Annotated in this window: 13 protein-coding genes; 8 read left to right on the top strand and 5 right to left on the bottom strand. The window is 58.4% G+C overall.

Going from position 1 to position 15,045, the window contains the following annotated elements:
* Positions 1-10: 10 nt before the first annotated feature.
* The 4 genes from metF to rhlE2 all read left to right on the top strand — a co-directional run bounded on the left by metF (position 11) and on the right by rhlE2 (position 4,968).
* The gene (gene metF / locus OSC50_RS00670; RefSeq protein WP_266247227.1) at positions 11-856 is read left to right on the top strand and encodes a methylenetetrahydrofolate reductase [NAD(P)H]; all 846 of its coding nucleotides are present in this window, start codon (positions 11-13) and stop codon (positions 854-856) included.
* A 77-nt stretch (positions 857-933) separates the two neighbouring features.
* Positions 934-2,013 (top strand): hypothetical protein, encoded by a 1,080-nt coding sequence (locus OSC50_RS00665; RefSeq protein WP_253509680.1) that lies wholly within the window; start codon positions 934-936, stop codon positions 2,011-2,013.
* Positions 2,014-2,076: 63 nt separating this feature from the next.
* The gene (locus OSC50_RS00660; protein ID WP_181080666.1) at positions 2,077-2,868 is read left to right on the top strand and encodes a substrate-binding periplasmic protein; all 792 of its coding nucleotides are present in this window, start codon (positions 2,077-2,079) and stop codon (positions 2,866-2,868) included.
* Positions 2,869-3,090: 222 nt separating this feature from the next.
* Positions 3,091-4,968 (top strand): RNA helicase RhlE2, encoded by a 1,878-nt coding sequence (rhlE2, locus tag OSC50_RS00655; RefSeq protein ID WP_181080665.1) that lies wholly within the window; start codon positions 3,091-3,093, stop codon positions 4,966-4,968.
* Between the two features lie 103 nt (positions 4,969-5,071).
* Here rhlE2 and OSC50_RS00650 read toward each other — a convergent pair whose 3' ends face one another.
* Both OSC50_RS00650 and OSC50_RS00645 read right to left on the bottom strand, forming a co-directional pair.
* Positions 5,072-5,650 carry a YceI family protein gene (locus OSC50_RS00650; RefSeq protein WP_034101238.1) on the bottom strand — a complete coding sequence of 193 codons (579 nt, stop codon included), beginning with the start codon at positions 5,648-5,650 and terminating at the stop codon, positions 5,072-5,074.
* Positions 5,651-5,682: 32 nt separating this feature from the next.
* Positions 5,683-6,234: a cytochrome b gene (locus OSC50_RS00645; protein WP_181080664.1), complete on the bottom strand. Its 552-nt coding sequence runs from the start codon at positions 6,232-6,234 to the stop codon at positions 5,683-5,685.
* A gap of 273 nt (positions 6,235-6,507) precedes the next feature.
* On the opposite strand from OSC50_RS00645, the gene OSC50_RS00640 reads away from it, so the two are divergent.
* A complete protein-coding gene (locus tag OSC50_RS00640) occupies positions 6,508-7,914 on the top strand; it encodes an adenosylmethionine--8-amino-7-oxononanoate transaminase (RefSeq protein WP_181080663.1) in 1,407 nt (468 codons plus the stop codon).
* A gap of 91 nt (positions 7,915-8,005) precedes the next feature.
* Positions 8,006-8,725 carry a 16S rRNA (uracil(1498)-N(3))-methyltransferase gene (locus tag OSC50_RS00635; protein WP_266247233.1) on the top strand — a complete coding sequence of 240 codons (720 nt, stop codon included), beginning with the start codon at positions 8,006-8,008 and terminating at the stop codon, positions 8,723-8,725.
* 160 nt (positions 8,726-8,885) lie between these two features.
* On the opposite strand, the gene OSC50_RS00630 is transcribed toward OSC50_RS00635, so the two are convergent.
* Genes OSC50_RS00630 through OSC50_RS00620 form a run of 3 tightly spaced genes read right to left on the bottom strand, consistent with a single transcriptional unit; the run spans position 8,886 to position 11,406 of the window.
* A complete protein-coding gene (locus OSC50_RS00630) occupies positions 8,886-9,788 on the bottom strand; it encodes a transporter substrate-binding domain-containing protein (protein ID WP_266247236.1) in 903 nt (300 codons plus the stop codon).
* Positions 9,789-9,812: 24 nt separating this feature from the next.
* The gene (locus OSC50_RS00625; protein ID WP_181080660.1) at positions 9,813-10,163 is read right to left on the bottom strand and encodes a RidA family protein; all 351 of its coding nucleotides are present in this window, start codon (positions 10,161-10,163) and stop codon (positions 9,813-9,815) included.
* A 10-nt stretch (positions 10,164-10,173) separates the two neighbouring features.
* Positions 10,174-11,406 carry a D-amino acid dehydrogenase gene (locus tag OSC50_RS00620; RefSeq protein ID WP_181080732.1) on the bottom strand — a complete coding sequence of 411 codons (1,233 nt, stop codon included), beginning with the start codon at positions 11,404-11,406 and terminating at the stop codon, positions 10,174-10,176.
* A 99-nt stretch (positions 11,407-11,505) separates the two neighbouring features.
* Between OSC50_RS00620 and OSC50_RS00615 the strand changes: the two genes are divergently transcribed.
* A complete protein-coding gene (locus OSC50_RS00615) occupies positions 11,506-12,408 on the top strand; it encodes a LysR family transcriptional regulator (RefSeq protein ID WP_266247238.1) in 903 nt (300 codons plus the stop codon).
* Between the two features lie 895 nt (positions 12,409-13,303).
* Positions 13,304-15,040 carry a B12-binding domain-containing radical SAM protein gene (locus OSC50_RS00610; RefSeq protein WP_266247240.1) on the top strand — a complete coding sequence of 579 codons (1,737 nt, stop codon included), beginning with the start codon at positions 13,304-13,306 and terminating at the stop codon, positions 15,038-15,040.
* Positions 15,041-15,045: the final 5 nt, after the last annotated feature.

Raw genomic sequence — 15,045 nt, 5'->3', positions numbered from 1 at the left:
AGACCCCTCCATGTCCCAAGACCGTCGCTTCAGCTTCGAGTTCTTCCCGACCAAGACCGATGCTGGGCATGAAAAGCTCATGGCGACTGCCAAGCAGTTGGCCAGCTACAACCCCGATTTCTTCTCCTGCACTTACGGTGCCGGCGGTTCCACCCGCGACCGCACGATCAACACCGTGTTGCAGCTGGAAAGCGAAGTCAATATTCCCGCCGCGCCGCATTTGTCGTGCGTGGGCGACAGCAAGGCCGACCTGCGCGGCCTGCTGACCCAGTACGAAGGCGCTGGCATCAAGCGTATTGTCGCCCTGCGCGGCGATTTGCCGTCCGGTATGGGCATGGCCAGCGGCGAGCTGCGCTACGCCAATGATCTGGTGAGTTTCATCCGCGAAGAAAGCGGAGATCACTTCCATATTGAAGTGGCGGCTTACCCGGAAATGCATCCCCAGGCGCGCAATTTCGAAGAAGATTTGAAGAACTTCGTGCGCAAAGCCAACGCCGGCGCCAACAGCGCGATCACCCAATACTTCTTCAACGCCGACAGCTACTTCTACTTTGTCGAGCGCGTGCAGGCCATGGGTGTGAACATCCCGATCGTGCCGGGCATCATGCCGATCACCAACTACAGCAAGCTGGCGCGTTTCTCCGACGCCTGCGGCGCAGAGATCCCTCGCTGGGTACGCAAGCAATTGGAAGCCTATGGCGACGACGTCAAGAGCATCCAGGCGTTCGGCGAGCACGTCATCACCGAAATGTGTGAGCGCTTGTTACAAGGTGGCGCGCCAGGGTTGCACTTCTATACCCTGAACCAGGCTGAACCCAGCCTTGCCATCTGGAACAACCTCAAGCTGCCACGCTGACGTTTGCCCAGCTGAGCCAGGGCCCTCGTTTCGACGAGGGCCTTTGTCGTTTACATGTCCACGGAAACCCGCAGTCCATGAATACAGTGCCCACGACCTCCCGCCCGCAGCTGGTCTATCTGGTTTTCGGTGCGCAGACCTACCACCAGGAAGCCGTGTTCAGCATCGCCAGTGCCCTGGCGTTTCTGCAGGAAACCCCCGATGCCGTGGATATTCAGGTATTCAGCGATGACCCCGAGCCCTATCGCCTGCTGCCCGTACGCGTCCGCCCGCTGGACGAGGCCACGCGTAAACGCTGGAGCGAGCCTCATGGCTATCACTTCCGCACCAAACATGTAGCGTTGCGCCAGGTACTGCAAGAATCGCCGGTAGCACTGCTGATCGACACCGATACCTTTTTCCACCACTCGCCCCTGGAACTGTTCGAGCGCGTGCAGCCCGGTACGCTGCTGTGCAACGCCTTCTACACCCGCTACGGCGATAACCACGAAAGCATCCTCTATACCGCCCTGCGCCAGCGCCTGTTGGACATGGGAGTGGCCGACGATGACATGATGACGCTCAACTCCGGCGTCATGGGCCTGACCCAGCAGGACGCGCCTATCCTGGATCGCTCCATTGCCTTGATGGACGAACTGTTCCCCCATGCCCAGGGCGCGTACACCCTGGAAGAGTTCTGCCTGTCGATCGCCGCCTACCGCACGGTCAACGTGCGGGAGTGTCCGGACCTCATTCATCACTACTGGAGCCGCAAGCAACTGTTTCGTGCCAAGGTCAAAGCATGGATCGCCAAGCACCAGGCGGCCCCCACCAGCCCTCAGGCCCTGGCTGACACCCGCCAGGTCTCCGCGCACCTGCCGCGCCCACCGCGTGCGCAGCGCCTGATGTACAAGTTGATCACGCTGGCGCTGCCCAAGCACCAGCAGCAGTTCATCCGCGAAATTCTTTACGGCTGCTACGAGCACAAGAATGAGTTCGACCAGGCATGCGGCCCGGTGTGGTGGGACAAGGCGCGACAGAACCAGGAGGAGCGGCAGAAACGCCCGATCGATGCCCACCAGCTGGAACATTGGTTTGCCAACCCGCTGGTACGCCTGATTCTCGGCGAGCGGCGCACGGCGATCTACGAACACTTGATGACATCGCCAGCCAAATAGCAGCCGCCGCGGATGCGCATGCCAGAGCTTCTCTTTAATGCGCCAGCATCGTAACCTCAGGGCATGCCCGTCATTCTCAAGTTGTTGACTGCTGTGCTTTTCACTTGCCTTAGCCTGGCCGCTTACGGCGAGAAACTGCGCATTGTCACCGAGCCGTGGGCGCCCTACGTGTACGAAGACCAAGGCACCATGCGCGGGCTGGACTACGAAACCACCGTCATCGTGTTCCAGCGCCTGGGGGTCGAGGTGCAGTGGCAATTCCTGCCCTGGAAACGCTGCCTGGCCATGCTGGATCAAGGCCACGCCGATGGCGCGCTGGATATTTTCCACAGCCAGGCGCGCGACGCCCAGTTGCTGTACCCCAGCGAACCGTTGTCCGACGTGGACTTCGTGCTGTTCTATGCCAACGAGCGACCTCACCCAGCGCAGCGCCTGGACGACCTGCGTGGACTTACGGTCGGCACCTCGCCGGGCTACATGTACGGCGCTCATTTCAGCGATTCGGCGCTGTTCTACCGCGAATCGGCGCCCAGCCATGAGGCGAACTTCGGCAAATTATTGCTCGGACGTATCGATCTACTGATCACCGATCGCCGGGTTGGCCAGCATTTGATCAAGACATTGGGCCTGGAAGGCAAGGTCAGCCAGGCCCCGCTGGTGGTCAGCCGCCAGCCGCAGTACCTTGCCGTACGCCGTGGCGCGGGCCTGGACCTGCTGGTGCAGCGGTTTGCCGCTGAATTAAAACGTTTCAAGCAAGAACCAGGCTACGCTGCACTGAGCGCCAGGTACGGCGCAAACGCCGGCATTGCAGCGGCAGAACGCACCGTTGAGCAGCAGGAAAGCAGCGCGCCGTGATTGCTCTGTTATACTCCGGCCTTTCCGCCAGGCTTACGCCCGGCCGCTGAGGTCCTGGAAAAGGCACCCAACCCCGCTACAGCGCAGCTTTGCAGCCCGCGCGAGCCGGTGGAGTGCTCGCCGGACGCAGCAGGACCGGACGGGATTTCGCTCCCCTAAGCGCCATTCACGCCCGGCAAGATTATCCCTTTGGGCCAAGCCCTAACTAAAACAGGATTACTCATGTCCTTTGCTTCCCTCGGTCTCTCCGAGGCTTTAGTCCGCGCCATCGAGGCAGCGGGCTATACCGAGCCTACTCCCGTGCAACAGCGGGCCATTCCCGCCGTGTTGCAAGGTCGCGACCTGATGGTTGCAGCCCAGACAGGTACTGGTAAAACCGGCGGTTTCGCCCTCCCTATCCTGGAGCGGTTGTTCCCCAACGGTCATCCGGACAAATCCCAGCGTCACGGCCCGCGCCAACCGCGCGTCCTGGTCCTGACCCCTACCCGCGAACTTGCCGCCCAGGTCCATGACAGCTTCAAGCTGTATGCCCGCGATTTGAAGTTCGTCAGCGCCTGCATCTTCGGCGGCGTCGGCATGAACCCACAGGTTCAGGCCATGTCCCGCGGTGTCGACGTGCTGGTGGCCTGCCCCGGTCGTTTGCTCGACCTGTGTGGCCAGGGCAGCGTCGATCTGTCCCACGTGGAAATCCTCGTACTGGACGAAGCCGACCGCATGCTCGACATGGGCTTTGTCCATGACGTGAAAAAAGTGCTTGCCCGTCTGCCGGCCAAACGTCAGAACCTGCTGTTCTCGGCAACGTTCTCCCAGGACATCACTGCCCTGGCCGGCAAGCTGCTGCATAACCCGGAGCGCATCGAAGTCACGCCGCCGAACACCACGGTCGAGCGTATCGAGCAACGCGTGTTCCGCCTGCCCGCCAGCCACAAACGTGCGCTGCTGGCTCACCTGATCACCGCCGGCGCGTGGGAACAGGTCCTGGTGTTCACCCGCACCAAACACGGCGCCAACCGCCTGGCCGAGTACCTGGACAAGCACGGCCTGACCGCCGTGGCCATCCACGGTAACAAGAGCCAGAACGCGCGCACCAAAGCCCTGGCCGATTTCAAGGCCGGCACTGTGCGCATTCTGGTCGCCACCGATATTGCCGCCCGCGGCCTGGATATCGACCAGTTGCCACACGTCGTCAACTTCGAGCTGCCGAACGTCGATGAAGATTACGTGCACCGTATCGGTCGTACCGGCCGTGCGGGTCGCTCGGGCGAAGCCATCTCCCTGGTGGCACCGGACGAAGAAAAATTGCTGAAAAGCATCGAGCGCATGACCAAGCAGAAAATCGCCGACGGCGACCTGATGGGCTTCGATGCCAGCACCGTGGAGGCCGAGAAGCCTGAAGCGCGCGAGCGTCCGGATGTGCGCAACCCACGCAACCCACGCGGTCCGAAGGGCGATGGCCCGAACGGTGGCGGCGGTGGTGGTGGTCGTCGCGACAAAGGCAAGGACAAGGGCAAGGAAAAAACCGCCGGCAGCAGCCGTGGCGAACGCCCGGCCCGTGAGCAGAAGCCCCGTGAAGGCAGCCCGGCGCGCGAACAGCGCCAGCCGAGCCAGCCACCGCGCGCCGCCGCCGACCGAGCCCCGGACGAATTCCTCGACGACGATGTGGATAACTTCGGTAACCGCGTTGACTATGTGCCCCAGGCCAAGCCGGCCCAGGGCCGTGGCCGCCGTCCAGGTGCTCCGGCACAGGGCGCGGGTGCAGGCGCTCCTCGTGGCGGTCAGCCACAGGGCGCACGGCAGAATGGCCCACGCAACAGCAGCGGCGGTACCACCGGCACCCCACCTGCCAAACGCAGCGGCCCGCGTAACGGCGCACCGCGTGATGGCCAGGCCCGTCGCGAAGACTCGCGCAATCGCCGTCCAGCCCGTGACGACCAGCCACGCTCCTCCGAGCCCGCCGTGCAGAACCCGCGCGGTGGCCCGGCGCCGAAGATTATCCACAAGGAGTCGAAAGTCGATCGCTTCCCGACCCCGGAGCAGTTGGATCAATTGCCAGGCCGCCCTCGTGGTGAGAAACCAGCGTTGCTGACCCGCAACCGCTGAGTTTCTACGCAGCATAAAAAATGCCCCGCTCTCTCGAGACGGGGCATTTTTTTGCACCCAGCAAACCGGACCCTGAGATCCGGTTTTTCTTAAACCCGCACCATTACTTCTGCTTCACACCTTCCAGCGAGATGTCCAGGTCCAGGGTCTGGGAAGACGGGCCTGGGCCTTTGATGCCGAAGTCGTTCAGGTTCAGCGTGGTCTTGGCGTTGAAGCCAGCGCGCTCGCCGCCCCACGGGTCTTTGCCTTCACCGTTGAACGTGGCCTTGAAGGTCACCGGCTTGGTCACGCCGTGCAAGGTCAGGTCACCGGTTACGTCAGCGGTTTTATCGCCGGTGGATTTAACGGCGGTGGACACGAACTTGGCGTCGGCAAACTTGGCAACGTCGAGGAAGTCCTTGCTGGCGATGTGCTTGTCACGCTCGGCGTGGTTGGACCACAGGCTGGCGGTTTTCACGTCGACTGCGATTTTGCTGGCTTCAGGCTTGGCCGAATCCCAGCTGAACGTGCCATCCCAGTCCTTGAAAGTACCGTGGATGAAGCTGTAGCCCAGGTGGCTGATTTTCCAGTCGATGAAGGCATGCTGGCCTTCCTTGTCGATCTTGTAGTCAGCAGCCATGACCTGGCCAGCGGACAGCAGAGCAGTACCGATTGCCAGAGCAGCGAGTGTCTTTTTCAACATGCTTTCTATTCCTTGTGAGTCGAGGTTGAACATCAGGCTTTGCGCCCCAGCATTCGCGTAAGGGTCGCATCACGATCGATAAAGTGGTGTTTCAACGCAGCCACGCCATGCAGGCCGGCGAAGACCACCACCACCCAGGCCAGGTACAGGTGCACCAGGCCGGCGTTGTCTGCCTGGTCCGGTAGACCGGAAACCAATGCAGGAATTTCAAACAGCCCAAACACCGGAATACCGACACCGTCTGCGGTGGAAATCAGGTAACCGGCAATCATCACCGCAAACAGGCCGACGTACAGGAACATATGGCCAAACGCGGCACCGATCCGGGTCAGGCGGCTGTAGCTGGCCAGCGGCGGTGGCGGCGGGCTGATCAGGCGCCAGACGATCCGCACCAGCATCACCGCAAACAGCGTGATGCCGATGCTCTTGTGCAGGTCCGGCGCATCTTTGCGCCAGGCGCTGTAATAATCGAGTCCAACCATCCACAGGCCCAGGGCAAACAGGCCAAACACCACCAGGGCCACGCCCCAGTGCAAAACCATACTGACCCAGCCATACCGGGCCGGTGAGTTACGTAGCTGCATGTACTTAATCCCGTAAGAGCTGCGCCCAAGACTAGCCTGTTAACTATCGAATTAAAGCGGAAAATTTCGCTTTGAAATATCGAGAAATGCGATCAAGAGCCTAGGCACGATAAGTTAACCAAGGATTAAGGACTATTCCTGAGAAACGTGACAGTCCGTCCTGTGTTTACTGCCAATTAACACGCCATGGGTTGTGACGCCGCCCTGCTTTGCATAGGCTTGCGCGATTGTTTCGCCTGCGCCGGTCGCAGGACCGCTTCGAGGAGAGACACGATGGGCCTGAACAACCAGTGGATGCAACGCGACCTCGCGGTGCTGTGGCATCCCTGCACCCAGATGAAAGACCACCAGCAACTGCCGCTGATCCCCATCAAGCGTGGCGAAGGCGTGTGGCTGGAGGATTTCGAAGGCAAGCGCTACCTCGACGCCGTCAGCTCCTGGTGGGTCAATGTATTCGGGCATGCCAACCCGCGCATCAACCAGCGCATCAAGGACCAGGTCGATCAACTCGAACATGTGATCCTTGCCGGCTTCAGCCACCAGCCGGTCATCGAGTTGTCCGAACGCCTGGTGGCGATGACGCCCGAAGGCCTGACCCGCTGCTTCTACGCCGATAACGGTTCGTCATGCATCGAAGTCGCGCTGAAGATGAGCTTCCACTATTGGCTCAACCGCGGCCTGCCGGACAAAAAGCGCTTCGTCACCCTGACCAACAGCTACCACGGCGAGACCATCGCCGCGATGTCGGTGGGCGATGTGCCGCTGTTCACCGAAACCTACAAGGCGCTGCTGCTCGACACCATCAAAGTACCGAGCCCCGATTGCTATCTGCGTCCCGAAGGCATGAGCTGGGAAGAACATTCACGCGCCATGTTCCTGGCCATGGAGCAGACCCTGGCCGAACACCATGCCACGGTCGCCGCGGTGATCGTCGAACCGCTGATCCAGGGCGCCGGCGGCATGCGCATGTACCATCCGGTGTACCTCAAACTGCTGCGCGAAGCCTGCGACCGCTACGGCGTGCACCTGATCCACGATGAAATTGCGGTGGGCTTCGGCCGCACCGGCAGCATGTTCGCCTGTGAGCAGGCCGGCATCCGTCCGGACTTCCTGTGTCTCTCCAAAGCCCTGACGGGGGGTTACCTGCCGCTGGCGGCGGTGGTCACCACCGATGATGTCTACGACGCGTTCTACGACGACTACCCGACCCTGCGCGCCTTCCTGCATTCCCACAGCTACACCGGCAACCCGCTGGCGTGCGCGGCGGCTTTGGCGACCCTGGATATTTTCGAAGAAGACAACGTTATCGAGAACAACAAGGCCCTGGCCCAGCGCATGGCCACGGCGACGGCGCACCTGGTCGACCATCCGCATGTGTCGGAAGTACGTCAGACTGGCATGGTGCTGGCCATCGAGATGGTCCAGGACAAGGCCACCAAGACCGCCTACCCATGGCAGGAACGCCGTGGCCTCAAGGTGTTCGAACACGCGCTGGAGCGCGGCGCATTGTTGCGGCCGTTGGGCAGCGTAGTGTATTTCCTGCCGCCCTATGTGATCACGCCGGAGCAGATCGACTTCCTCGCCGAGGTTGCCAGCGAAGGCATCGACATCGCCACCAACAGCAATGTCAGCGTGGCGGTGCCGAAGGATTTCCACCCCGGCTTCCGCGATCCGGGCTAAACCACCCCATGATCGTTCCCACGCTCTGCGTGGGAATGCAGCCCTGGACGCTCCGCGTCCGCTCTGCACACCCTTTTTCCAGAGAACAGACATGAGACTGTCCCGCTTTTTCACCGACACCCCGCTGAGCCTCGGCGAGGTTGAACTGCCCGAAGCCCAGGCGCATTACATCAGCCGCGTACTGCGCATGGGTGAAGGCGATGCCGTGCAACTGTTCGACGGTTCCGGTCAGGAGTTTCGCGGCACGTTGCTGGAGGTCGGTAAGAAACGCGTCACCGTGCAACTCACGCAACGCTTCGCCGGCCAGACCGAATCGCCGCTGCACATCCACCTCGGCCAGGGGCTGTCCCGGGGCGAGCGCATGGATTGGGCGATTCAGAAAGCCACTGAACTGGGGGTCAACGCCATCACGCCGATCTTCAGCGACCGCTGCGAAGTGCGCCTCAAGGACGAACGCGCCGATAAACGCCTGCTGCACTGGCGCCAGGTGGCGATCAGCGCGTGCGAGCAATGTGGGCGTTCGACGGTGCCGGTGATCCACCCGCCGCTGCTGCTGGCCGATTGGCTCAAGCAGACCGAGGCGGATTTGAAGTTGGTGCTGCACCCGGTGGCCGAGCCTATGGTCAGCCATGCCAAGCCGTCGAGCCTGGCGTTTTTGATCGGGCCAGAAGGTGGGCTGACCGACAATGAAGTCGAAACAGCCCAAGCCGCCGGCTACCACGCCGCCCGCCTTGGGCCGCGGGTGTTGCGTACCGAAACCGCGCCCGTCGTTGCATTGGCCGTGGCCCAACAACTCTGGGGCGACTTCTAACGCCCTTACTTTGCAAACCCAATCAAAACTGTGGGAGCGGGCTTGTGTGGGAGCCGGGCTTGCCCGCGATGCAGTCACCTCGGTCTTTCAGTAACACTTGGGTGAAGCTATCGCAGGCAAGCCAGCTCCCACAGTTAGATTGGGTTACCACATCAGCACATCACTCCACCGGGTCGCTGACCGGCTTGGCAATGATCGCCTTCAACTCGCTGGTCATCGGGAACTCAAGGTTCAAGCCCTTGGGCGGAATCGGCTGTTCAAACCAGCGCTGGTAAATCCCGTTGATTTCCCCGCTGCGGTACAGGTCACCGAGGGTCTCGTTGACCACCGCCAGAAACTGCGGGTCCTCCTTGCGCACCATGCAGCTGTAGATCTCCCGCGACTGTTCCTCGCCCACCACCACCCAGTTGTGCGGGTCGCGGGCCTTGGCACGTTCGCCGTAGAGCAATGCATCGTCCATATAGAACGCCGCCGCACGACCGGTCTCCAGCATCTTGAACGCTTCGCCATGGTCCTTGGCGCTGATCACAAACATATTGGCCTTGTGCTCGGCGTTGTAGCTTTTAAGGAAACGCTCGTTGGTCGTGCCGGCGGTGGTCACCACATTCTTGCCCGCCAGATCGGCGAAGCCGTTGATGCCGCTGTCTTTAGCCGTCAACAACTGGCCTTTCACATAGATAAACCCGTAGGAAAACGCCACCTGTTTCTGCCGTTCGGCAGTCACGCCGGTGGAGCCGCATTCCAGGTCGACGGTGCCGTTCTGCACCAACGGAATACGGGTTTGGGAGGTCACCAGGTTGTATTTGACGTTGAGGGTGGGCACCCCGGTTTTCTGCTGGATGCGTTCGACGATCTTGTTTGCCAGGTCCACCGAATAGCCCATGGGTTTGCCGCTGTGATCGCCCACGTACGAAAACGGCACCGAGGCGTCGCGATAACCCAGGGTGATTGACTTGGCGCTGGCGATCTTGGCCAGTGTGCCGTCCAGCGGGGCCGTGCTCGCTTGGGCCTGTGCGGCCAATAACAGCCCGAGGGTGCAGCCGGTCAACAGGATCTTTTTCATTGTTATTCTCCGTTGGTCTTTGAGTTATTTACGTACAGCAATCACGCTGATTTCCACCAGCACACTGGGTCGAGCCAGTTCCGCTTGCAGGGTGGTGCGGGTCGGCGCCATGCCTGGCGAAAGCCACGCAGACCACTGCGCGTTCATCGGTGCAAAACCACTGCTGATGTCTTTCAGATAAATCGTTGCATTGAGCAGATGATCCTTGTCGCTGCCTGCCTGGGCCAACAGCCCATCGATCTTGGCGAGGACTTCGCGGGTTTGCGTCGCCACGTCCTCACCGTCGCCTGGCACCTGGCCGGAGAGGAACACCAAGTTCTTGAACGTCACGGCGCCGCTCAGGCGTTCATTACTGCTGATTCGGTTGATGGTCATGGGGGCTTCCTTATGCCGCGCGGGGCGCCAGGCCCTGCATATCAATGGAAGTGACCTGTTGGTCGATGAGTTCGGCAAGCAGTTTGCCGCTGCCACAGGCCAGGGTAAAACCCAGCGCGCCGTGGCCCAGGTTCAGCCACAGGTTGCGATATTGACCGGCGCCAATCAGCGGCACGCCGGTCGGGGTGGCCGGACGCATGCCGGCCCATTCCACCGCATGGGCATAGTCGCCAGCCAGGGGTAAAGTCTCCAGGGCCTGGCGTTTCATCAGCGCCAGGCGTTTGGGGTCGAGGCTCGCATCGAAACCGACGATGTCCACCATCGCCGCCACCCGCAGTTGCTCGCCGATGCGCGCGTAGACGATCTTGCGGTCGTAGTCGGTGATGCTCACGTTCGGCGCCCGATGCTGCGCGCCAATCGGCACGCTGAGGCTGTAGCCCTTGAGCGGGTACAGCGCCAGCGAGGCCCCCAGTTCAGCGCTGCGATAACCGGCGGCCAGCACCAGGTTTTCGACCGGCATCACCTCATCGCCCAACTCGATTGCCTGCACCGCGCCGTCGGCATGACGAACGCCAGTGACCTTGCGCCCCAGCACAAAGCGGCAACGCCCCGACGCTTGCAGCCGCGCCGCCAAACGCTGGCAGAAGGCATGACAATCGGCCACTTCTTCGCTCGGTGTGTAGATCCCACCGACAAAACCACCGCCCTCCAGCGCCGGTTCCAAGCGTGCACAATCGACGGCGGATAGCACTTGCTGTTGCAGGATGTCGGTGATTTTATTGCGTGCCGATTCAAAGCTTGCCGCAGTGCGAAACGTCACCAGCTTGCCGTTGCGCCGCCAGTCGAAACCGTCCAGACGATCATCCTCGCGCCATTGCTGCAACGTCGCTTGGCTCAAGGCCGCCAGGCGCAGCAGGTGCGCGGCATTGCGCTGGTTCACCGAGCCACGGCAAGCGCCGAGGAACGCCGCCATCCAGCGCCACTGCCGAGGGTCGAGGCGCGGGCGCAGCTTGAGCGGCGAGTCACCACGCAGCAACCAACCGATGGCTTGCAGCGGCACACCGGCATCCGCCAGCGGGGCGACGTAGCGGTAGGACAATTGCCCGCCGTTGGCGAAGCTGGTCTCGCTACCCAGGGTGTCGCGCGCATCGATCACCGTCACTTCATGGCCCGCACGCACCAGCGCATAGGCACTGGCCAGACCGATCACCCCACCGCCGATGATGCACACCATCCCCGCCACCTGCCGTTGCATTAAGAGGGTTCCAGCCTAGGGGCAGGTGACAGGCCAGCGACAATGAATAAAGATGGTTCACCTATAAACAAAGGTTATGGACTTGCCATGCGCCTGCGTCATATCGAAATCTTCCAGGCTATCCGCCAGACCGGCTCCGTCAGCGCTGCCGCGCAGTTGTTGCACGTGTCACAACCGGCAGTGACCAAGGTGCTGCAGCACGCCGAGTTGCAGTTGGGTTTCCCGTTGTTTCTGCGGGTGCGCGGCAAGTTGCAGCCCACGCCGGAAGCGCTGGCGCTGGAGCGCGAAGTCGATAAAGTCACCGACAGCCTGCAAGCCGTGCGGCGCCTGGCCAAGAGCTTGCGCCGCGCACCGGGCCAGAGCGTGCGCATCGGGGCGATCCCGGCGCTGGCCTTGTCGCTGCTGCCGCCGGCAATCCTGGAATGGACCCGCGATTACCCGGACATGGCCTGCGAGCTGTCCAGCGACCACAGCCGTGAGCTGGTGCAGAAACTGCTGATGCGCGAGATTGATCTGGCGCTGACCCTCAACTTCTCCGGGCACCCGGGCTTGACCACCCAAGTGCTGGCCAACGGTGTGCTGGTGGCGTTGGCGTCCAAAGGCTACTGGACCGAAGCCGAACTGAGCACGCCATTGCCCTTGGCGGACCTGGCGGGTGCGCCGTTGATCGGCCTTTCCAGCGCCGATCCGCTGGCCGCCAAACTCGACAGCTACCTGGAAAACGTCGACCCCGCGCCCCGGGTGACAATCTCGGTGCAAACCTATTCCCTGGCCCGCGCCATGGTCGAATCCGGCGCTGGCCTGACGGTCATCGACCCCTTCACCGCCCTCGGCGCCTCGACCGCCACCACCTGCATCCGCCCGCTCACGCCACCGTTGCCGATCACCTTGTACGCCCTGACCCGCGCAGATGAGCCACCGCCGCATATGTTGGCCAAGTTGTTGGGGATTGTTGGGCAGCGTGCCTGGGAACTACTGCAACGTCTGTAGGAACACAGAAGATCCAATGTAGTAGGGCAAGCCCTACTCCATATGTTTATCTCAGTTAAAGCACTTACTTAATGCATAAATTGGAATCTGAGTCTCGATCGCAGAAACAGCTCAGAGGACTGTTTTTTAGACCAAGAGATAGGAATCGGATTACATTCGCACGATATAACTGCTTAAAAAGTCTTGAAATTTCGAAAATAGAGTTTTGCTGTAACGAGTCAGCCGTTAATCCATAATTCCAAAAAATAAACAAGCACACCACAAACGATTCGATTGCCTCCATGGCCTCTTCATCCTACATACTCGTAGGAGCCATCCTTCAAAGCGGGACTTTTCTTACAAGCAAACAGTAATCTTAGGAAATTTCTGAAATTTCATTTTCTATTTGACTTAAAGAATCTCTGGGACTTTTATATAAGAGCAGCCACGATTCTTGCTGGCATGCAAGACGCTTAATCCGACTGCAAATACGCTGAAATCAAAAACAAAAAGGAGCAATATCATGGCAGACGAAAATGACGATGACTATCTGGATGAACTGGCCTCTGATGTCGAGACCTTAACTCCGGTACCAGATGGAAGTTACGACATGGTTGCTGGAAAAACGGCACCCGAATTCTAATGAAGTACTACTAGCTACTAATTGGACACTGTAAAACAGTGTCCAATTACTGAGAGCGGATGGATCAACGCCGCATGAGAATAAAAACGAAGATCGGAGTAGTCTGCCTAACAGAACTAGGATATTGCTTCTTCCATAACGGGACGCACCTTCTAAAAATATCGAAAAATAAATTTATTGATGCACTAGAGTCTGACGAGAAATCTGCGCTCATAGCGGAGCGCTATCCAGATTTTTTTTGCCTGGCTAAAGCCAGTGAAGCGAGGAGTTCTTATGAAAAAAGCTCACAACTTTTCCGCGCCTTGCACGAGTGAGCCTGTCGAACTCTGTCGACTCGCATTAGTCGCTCTACCCTACGGCGAAGGCCCACAAAAAGTGATGCCGCTTGGCCTACAGAACATTTCAGCTTATGTAAGAAAAAATTCCGAGCACACAACTTGTAAAATCTTTGACTATTCCGACCTATACACATCAGATATTGACGAGCTAGCCGATTTAATCAACTGGGCACCACACTTTATAGGGATCTCAATATATAGCAGTCATGTGCAGGCAGCGATAACATGGGGAAAAACAATAAAAAATGCCTTGCCCGGAACATTCATTTTTTGTGGCGGCCCACATATAAGCCTAGCAGCGGAAGATTTTCTGCGTGCGAGTAACAGGACCTTTGAGTTAGCGATACGTGGCGAGGGTGAGCATTCAACTGCTAAACTCATAGACGTATTTAATAATACTCACACTCAGTTCCCACGCAAAACAAAATCAAAAAAACACATTTATAAAAATCACTTCAATAGAATACCAAACGCAGTGTGGCTTACGACATCTGGAAAGCTGAAAGAGTCCTATATAGAAAAGATACAACTCCCCACAGCGGACTGGGAGAACCCGCTCCTTGAATACTCTTCGGAACGCTTACAAAAACTTTATTTCACAGATAGGAAAGACTCTAAACAGAGAAAAGCCATAGCATTGACAAGCAGTCGAGGCTGCCCATTAGCATGCTCTTTTTGCGCTATTGTCGCAGCAGACAAGGAGGGGCCAAAATGGCGCGCCATCGAAGCCACGACACTTGTTAGCTGGATAGCGGAAGCCTATACGCACTACTCGTTCGAACACATATACATGATGGATGCGAATTTTTTCGTTCGTAAAGATAGGGTGCTGGAATTCTCAGAGAAACTGTACAACTTATTTAACGGCCGGGTCACATGGAGCAGTTCCTCCACGGTAGGCTACCTTCTAAAGTTACAATCCGAACTACCAAAACTAGTGAGTCAGGGACTAAGGCTTGTCGAGATGGGCATCGAGTCTGGCTCACAGTCGCAACTAGACTACATGAACAAAAGGGTCACCGTGCAAAACAATATTGATGCCGTAAGAGCCCTACAAAACAACAAGATCGATGTCGGACTTGACTTTATAATGTTTTATCACGACCAACAAAAAAGAGAAATCATTGAAAACTTAGTTTTTTTGGTAAAATCCGGGCTTACAGAACACGAATCTTTAGATCACTATTTCAATATTATGATGTTGTATCCAGGAACCCCCGTAAGAAAAAATCTGGAGAGAAAGACAGGCACAAAGCTTGACCTGACACAGCTACCAAACAGCAGAGAATTTATTGAAAATCACGAAGTATATAACATATATACCGCCTATATAGACAACTTTGCAATCCCACTACTAAATCAACTCGAACAAGCAATCGAATCAAACATTGAAAAAATTGGGACACATACGTCGCTTACAGAGACAGCCTACCACTCCTTGCTAAATATTCACTTAAAGCATATGCCATTCAAAGTCTTATGGTGGCTTTGCCACAACACGGATAAAACAACTGAAATTAACCGCGAGCCATTCTTTATCAACTATGTGGCAACAATCAACAAAGCTATCGCCGATGACAAACCGGTCAACGCGCCCAAACTCAAAATCCTAGAAACACCGACAACTGGTTCAGGAGGTAGGAGAGGCGAACTTATAGGTAGATCCTTATAACCAAC

Source organism: Pseudomonas quebecensis, from assembly GCF_026410085.1.
Taxonomy (GTDB): domain Bacteria; phylum Pseudomonadota; class Gammaproteobacteria; order Pseudomonadales; family Pseudomonadaceae; genus Aquipseudomonas; species Aquipseudomonas quebecensis.
This window is presented reverse-complemented; position numbering and strand designations above follow the sequence as displayed.

What these genes read in the sequence shown, in the direction of transcription:
- OSC50_RS00610 (WP_266247240.1), top strand. Translation starts at nt 13,304, where the DNA reads ATGAAAAAAGCTCACAACTTTTCCGCGCCTTGCACGAGTGAGCCTGTC.
- OSC50_RS00640 (WP_181080663.1), top strand. Translation starts at nt 6,508, where the DNA reads ATGGGCCTGAACAACCAGTGGATGCAACGCGACCTCGCGGTGCTGTGG.
- OSC50_RS00650 (WP_034101238.1), bottom strand. Translation starts at nt 5,650, where the DNA reads ATGTTGAAAAAGACACTCGCTGCTCTGGCAATCGGTACTGCTCTGCTG.
- metF (WP_266247227.1), top strand. Translation starts at nt 11, where the DNA reads ATGTCCCAAGACCGTCGCTTCAGCTTCGAGTTCTTCCCGACCAAGACC.
- OSC50_RS00630 (WP_266247236.1), bottom strand. Translation starts at nt 9,788, where the DNA reads ATGAAAAAGATCCTGTTGACCGGCTGCACCCTCGGGCTGTTATTGGCC.
- OSC50_RS00665 (WP_253509680.1), top strand. Translation starts at nt 934, where the DNA reads ATGAATACAGTGCCCACGACCTCCCGCCCGCAGCTGGTCTATCTGGTT.
- rhlE2 (WP_181080665.1), top strand. Translation starts at nt 3,091, where the DNA reads ATGTCCTTTGCTTCCCTCGGTCTCTCCGAGGCTTTAGTCCGCGCCATC.
- OSC50_RS00645 (WP_181080664.1), bottom strand. Translation starts at nt 6,234, where the DNA reads ATGCAGCTACGTAACTCACCGGCCCGGTATGGCTGGGTCAGTATGGTT.
- OSC50_RS00625 (WP_181080660.1), bottom strand. Translation starts at nt 10,163, where the DNA reads ATGACCATCAACCGAATCAGCAGTAATGAACGCCTGAGCGGCGCCGTG.
- OSC50_RS00615 (WP_266247238.1), top strand. Translation starts at nt 11,506, where the DNA reads ATGCGCCTGCGTCATATCGAAATCTTCCAGGCTATCCGCCAGACCGGC.
- OSC50_RS00660 (WP_181080666.1), top strand. Translation starts at nt 2,077, where the DNA reads ATGCCCGTCATTCTCAAGTTGTTGACTGCTGTGCTTTTCACTTGCCTT.
- OSC50_RS00635 (WP_266247233.1), top strand. Translation starts at nt 8,006, where the DNA reads ATGAGACTGTCCCGCTTTTTCACCGACACCCCGCTGAGCCTCGGCGAG.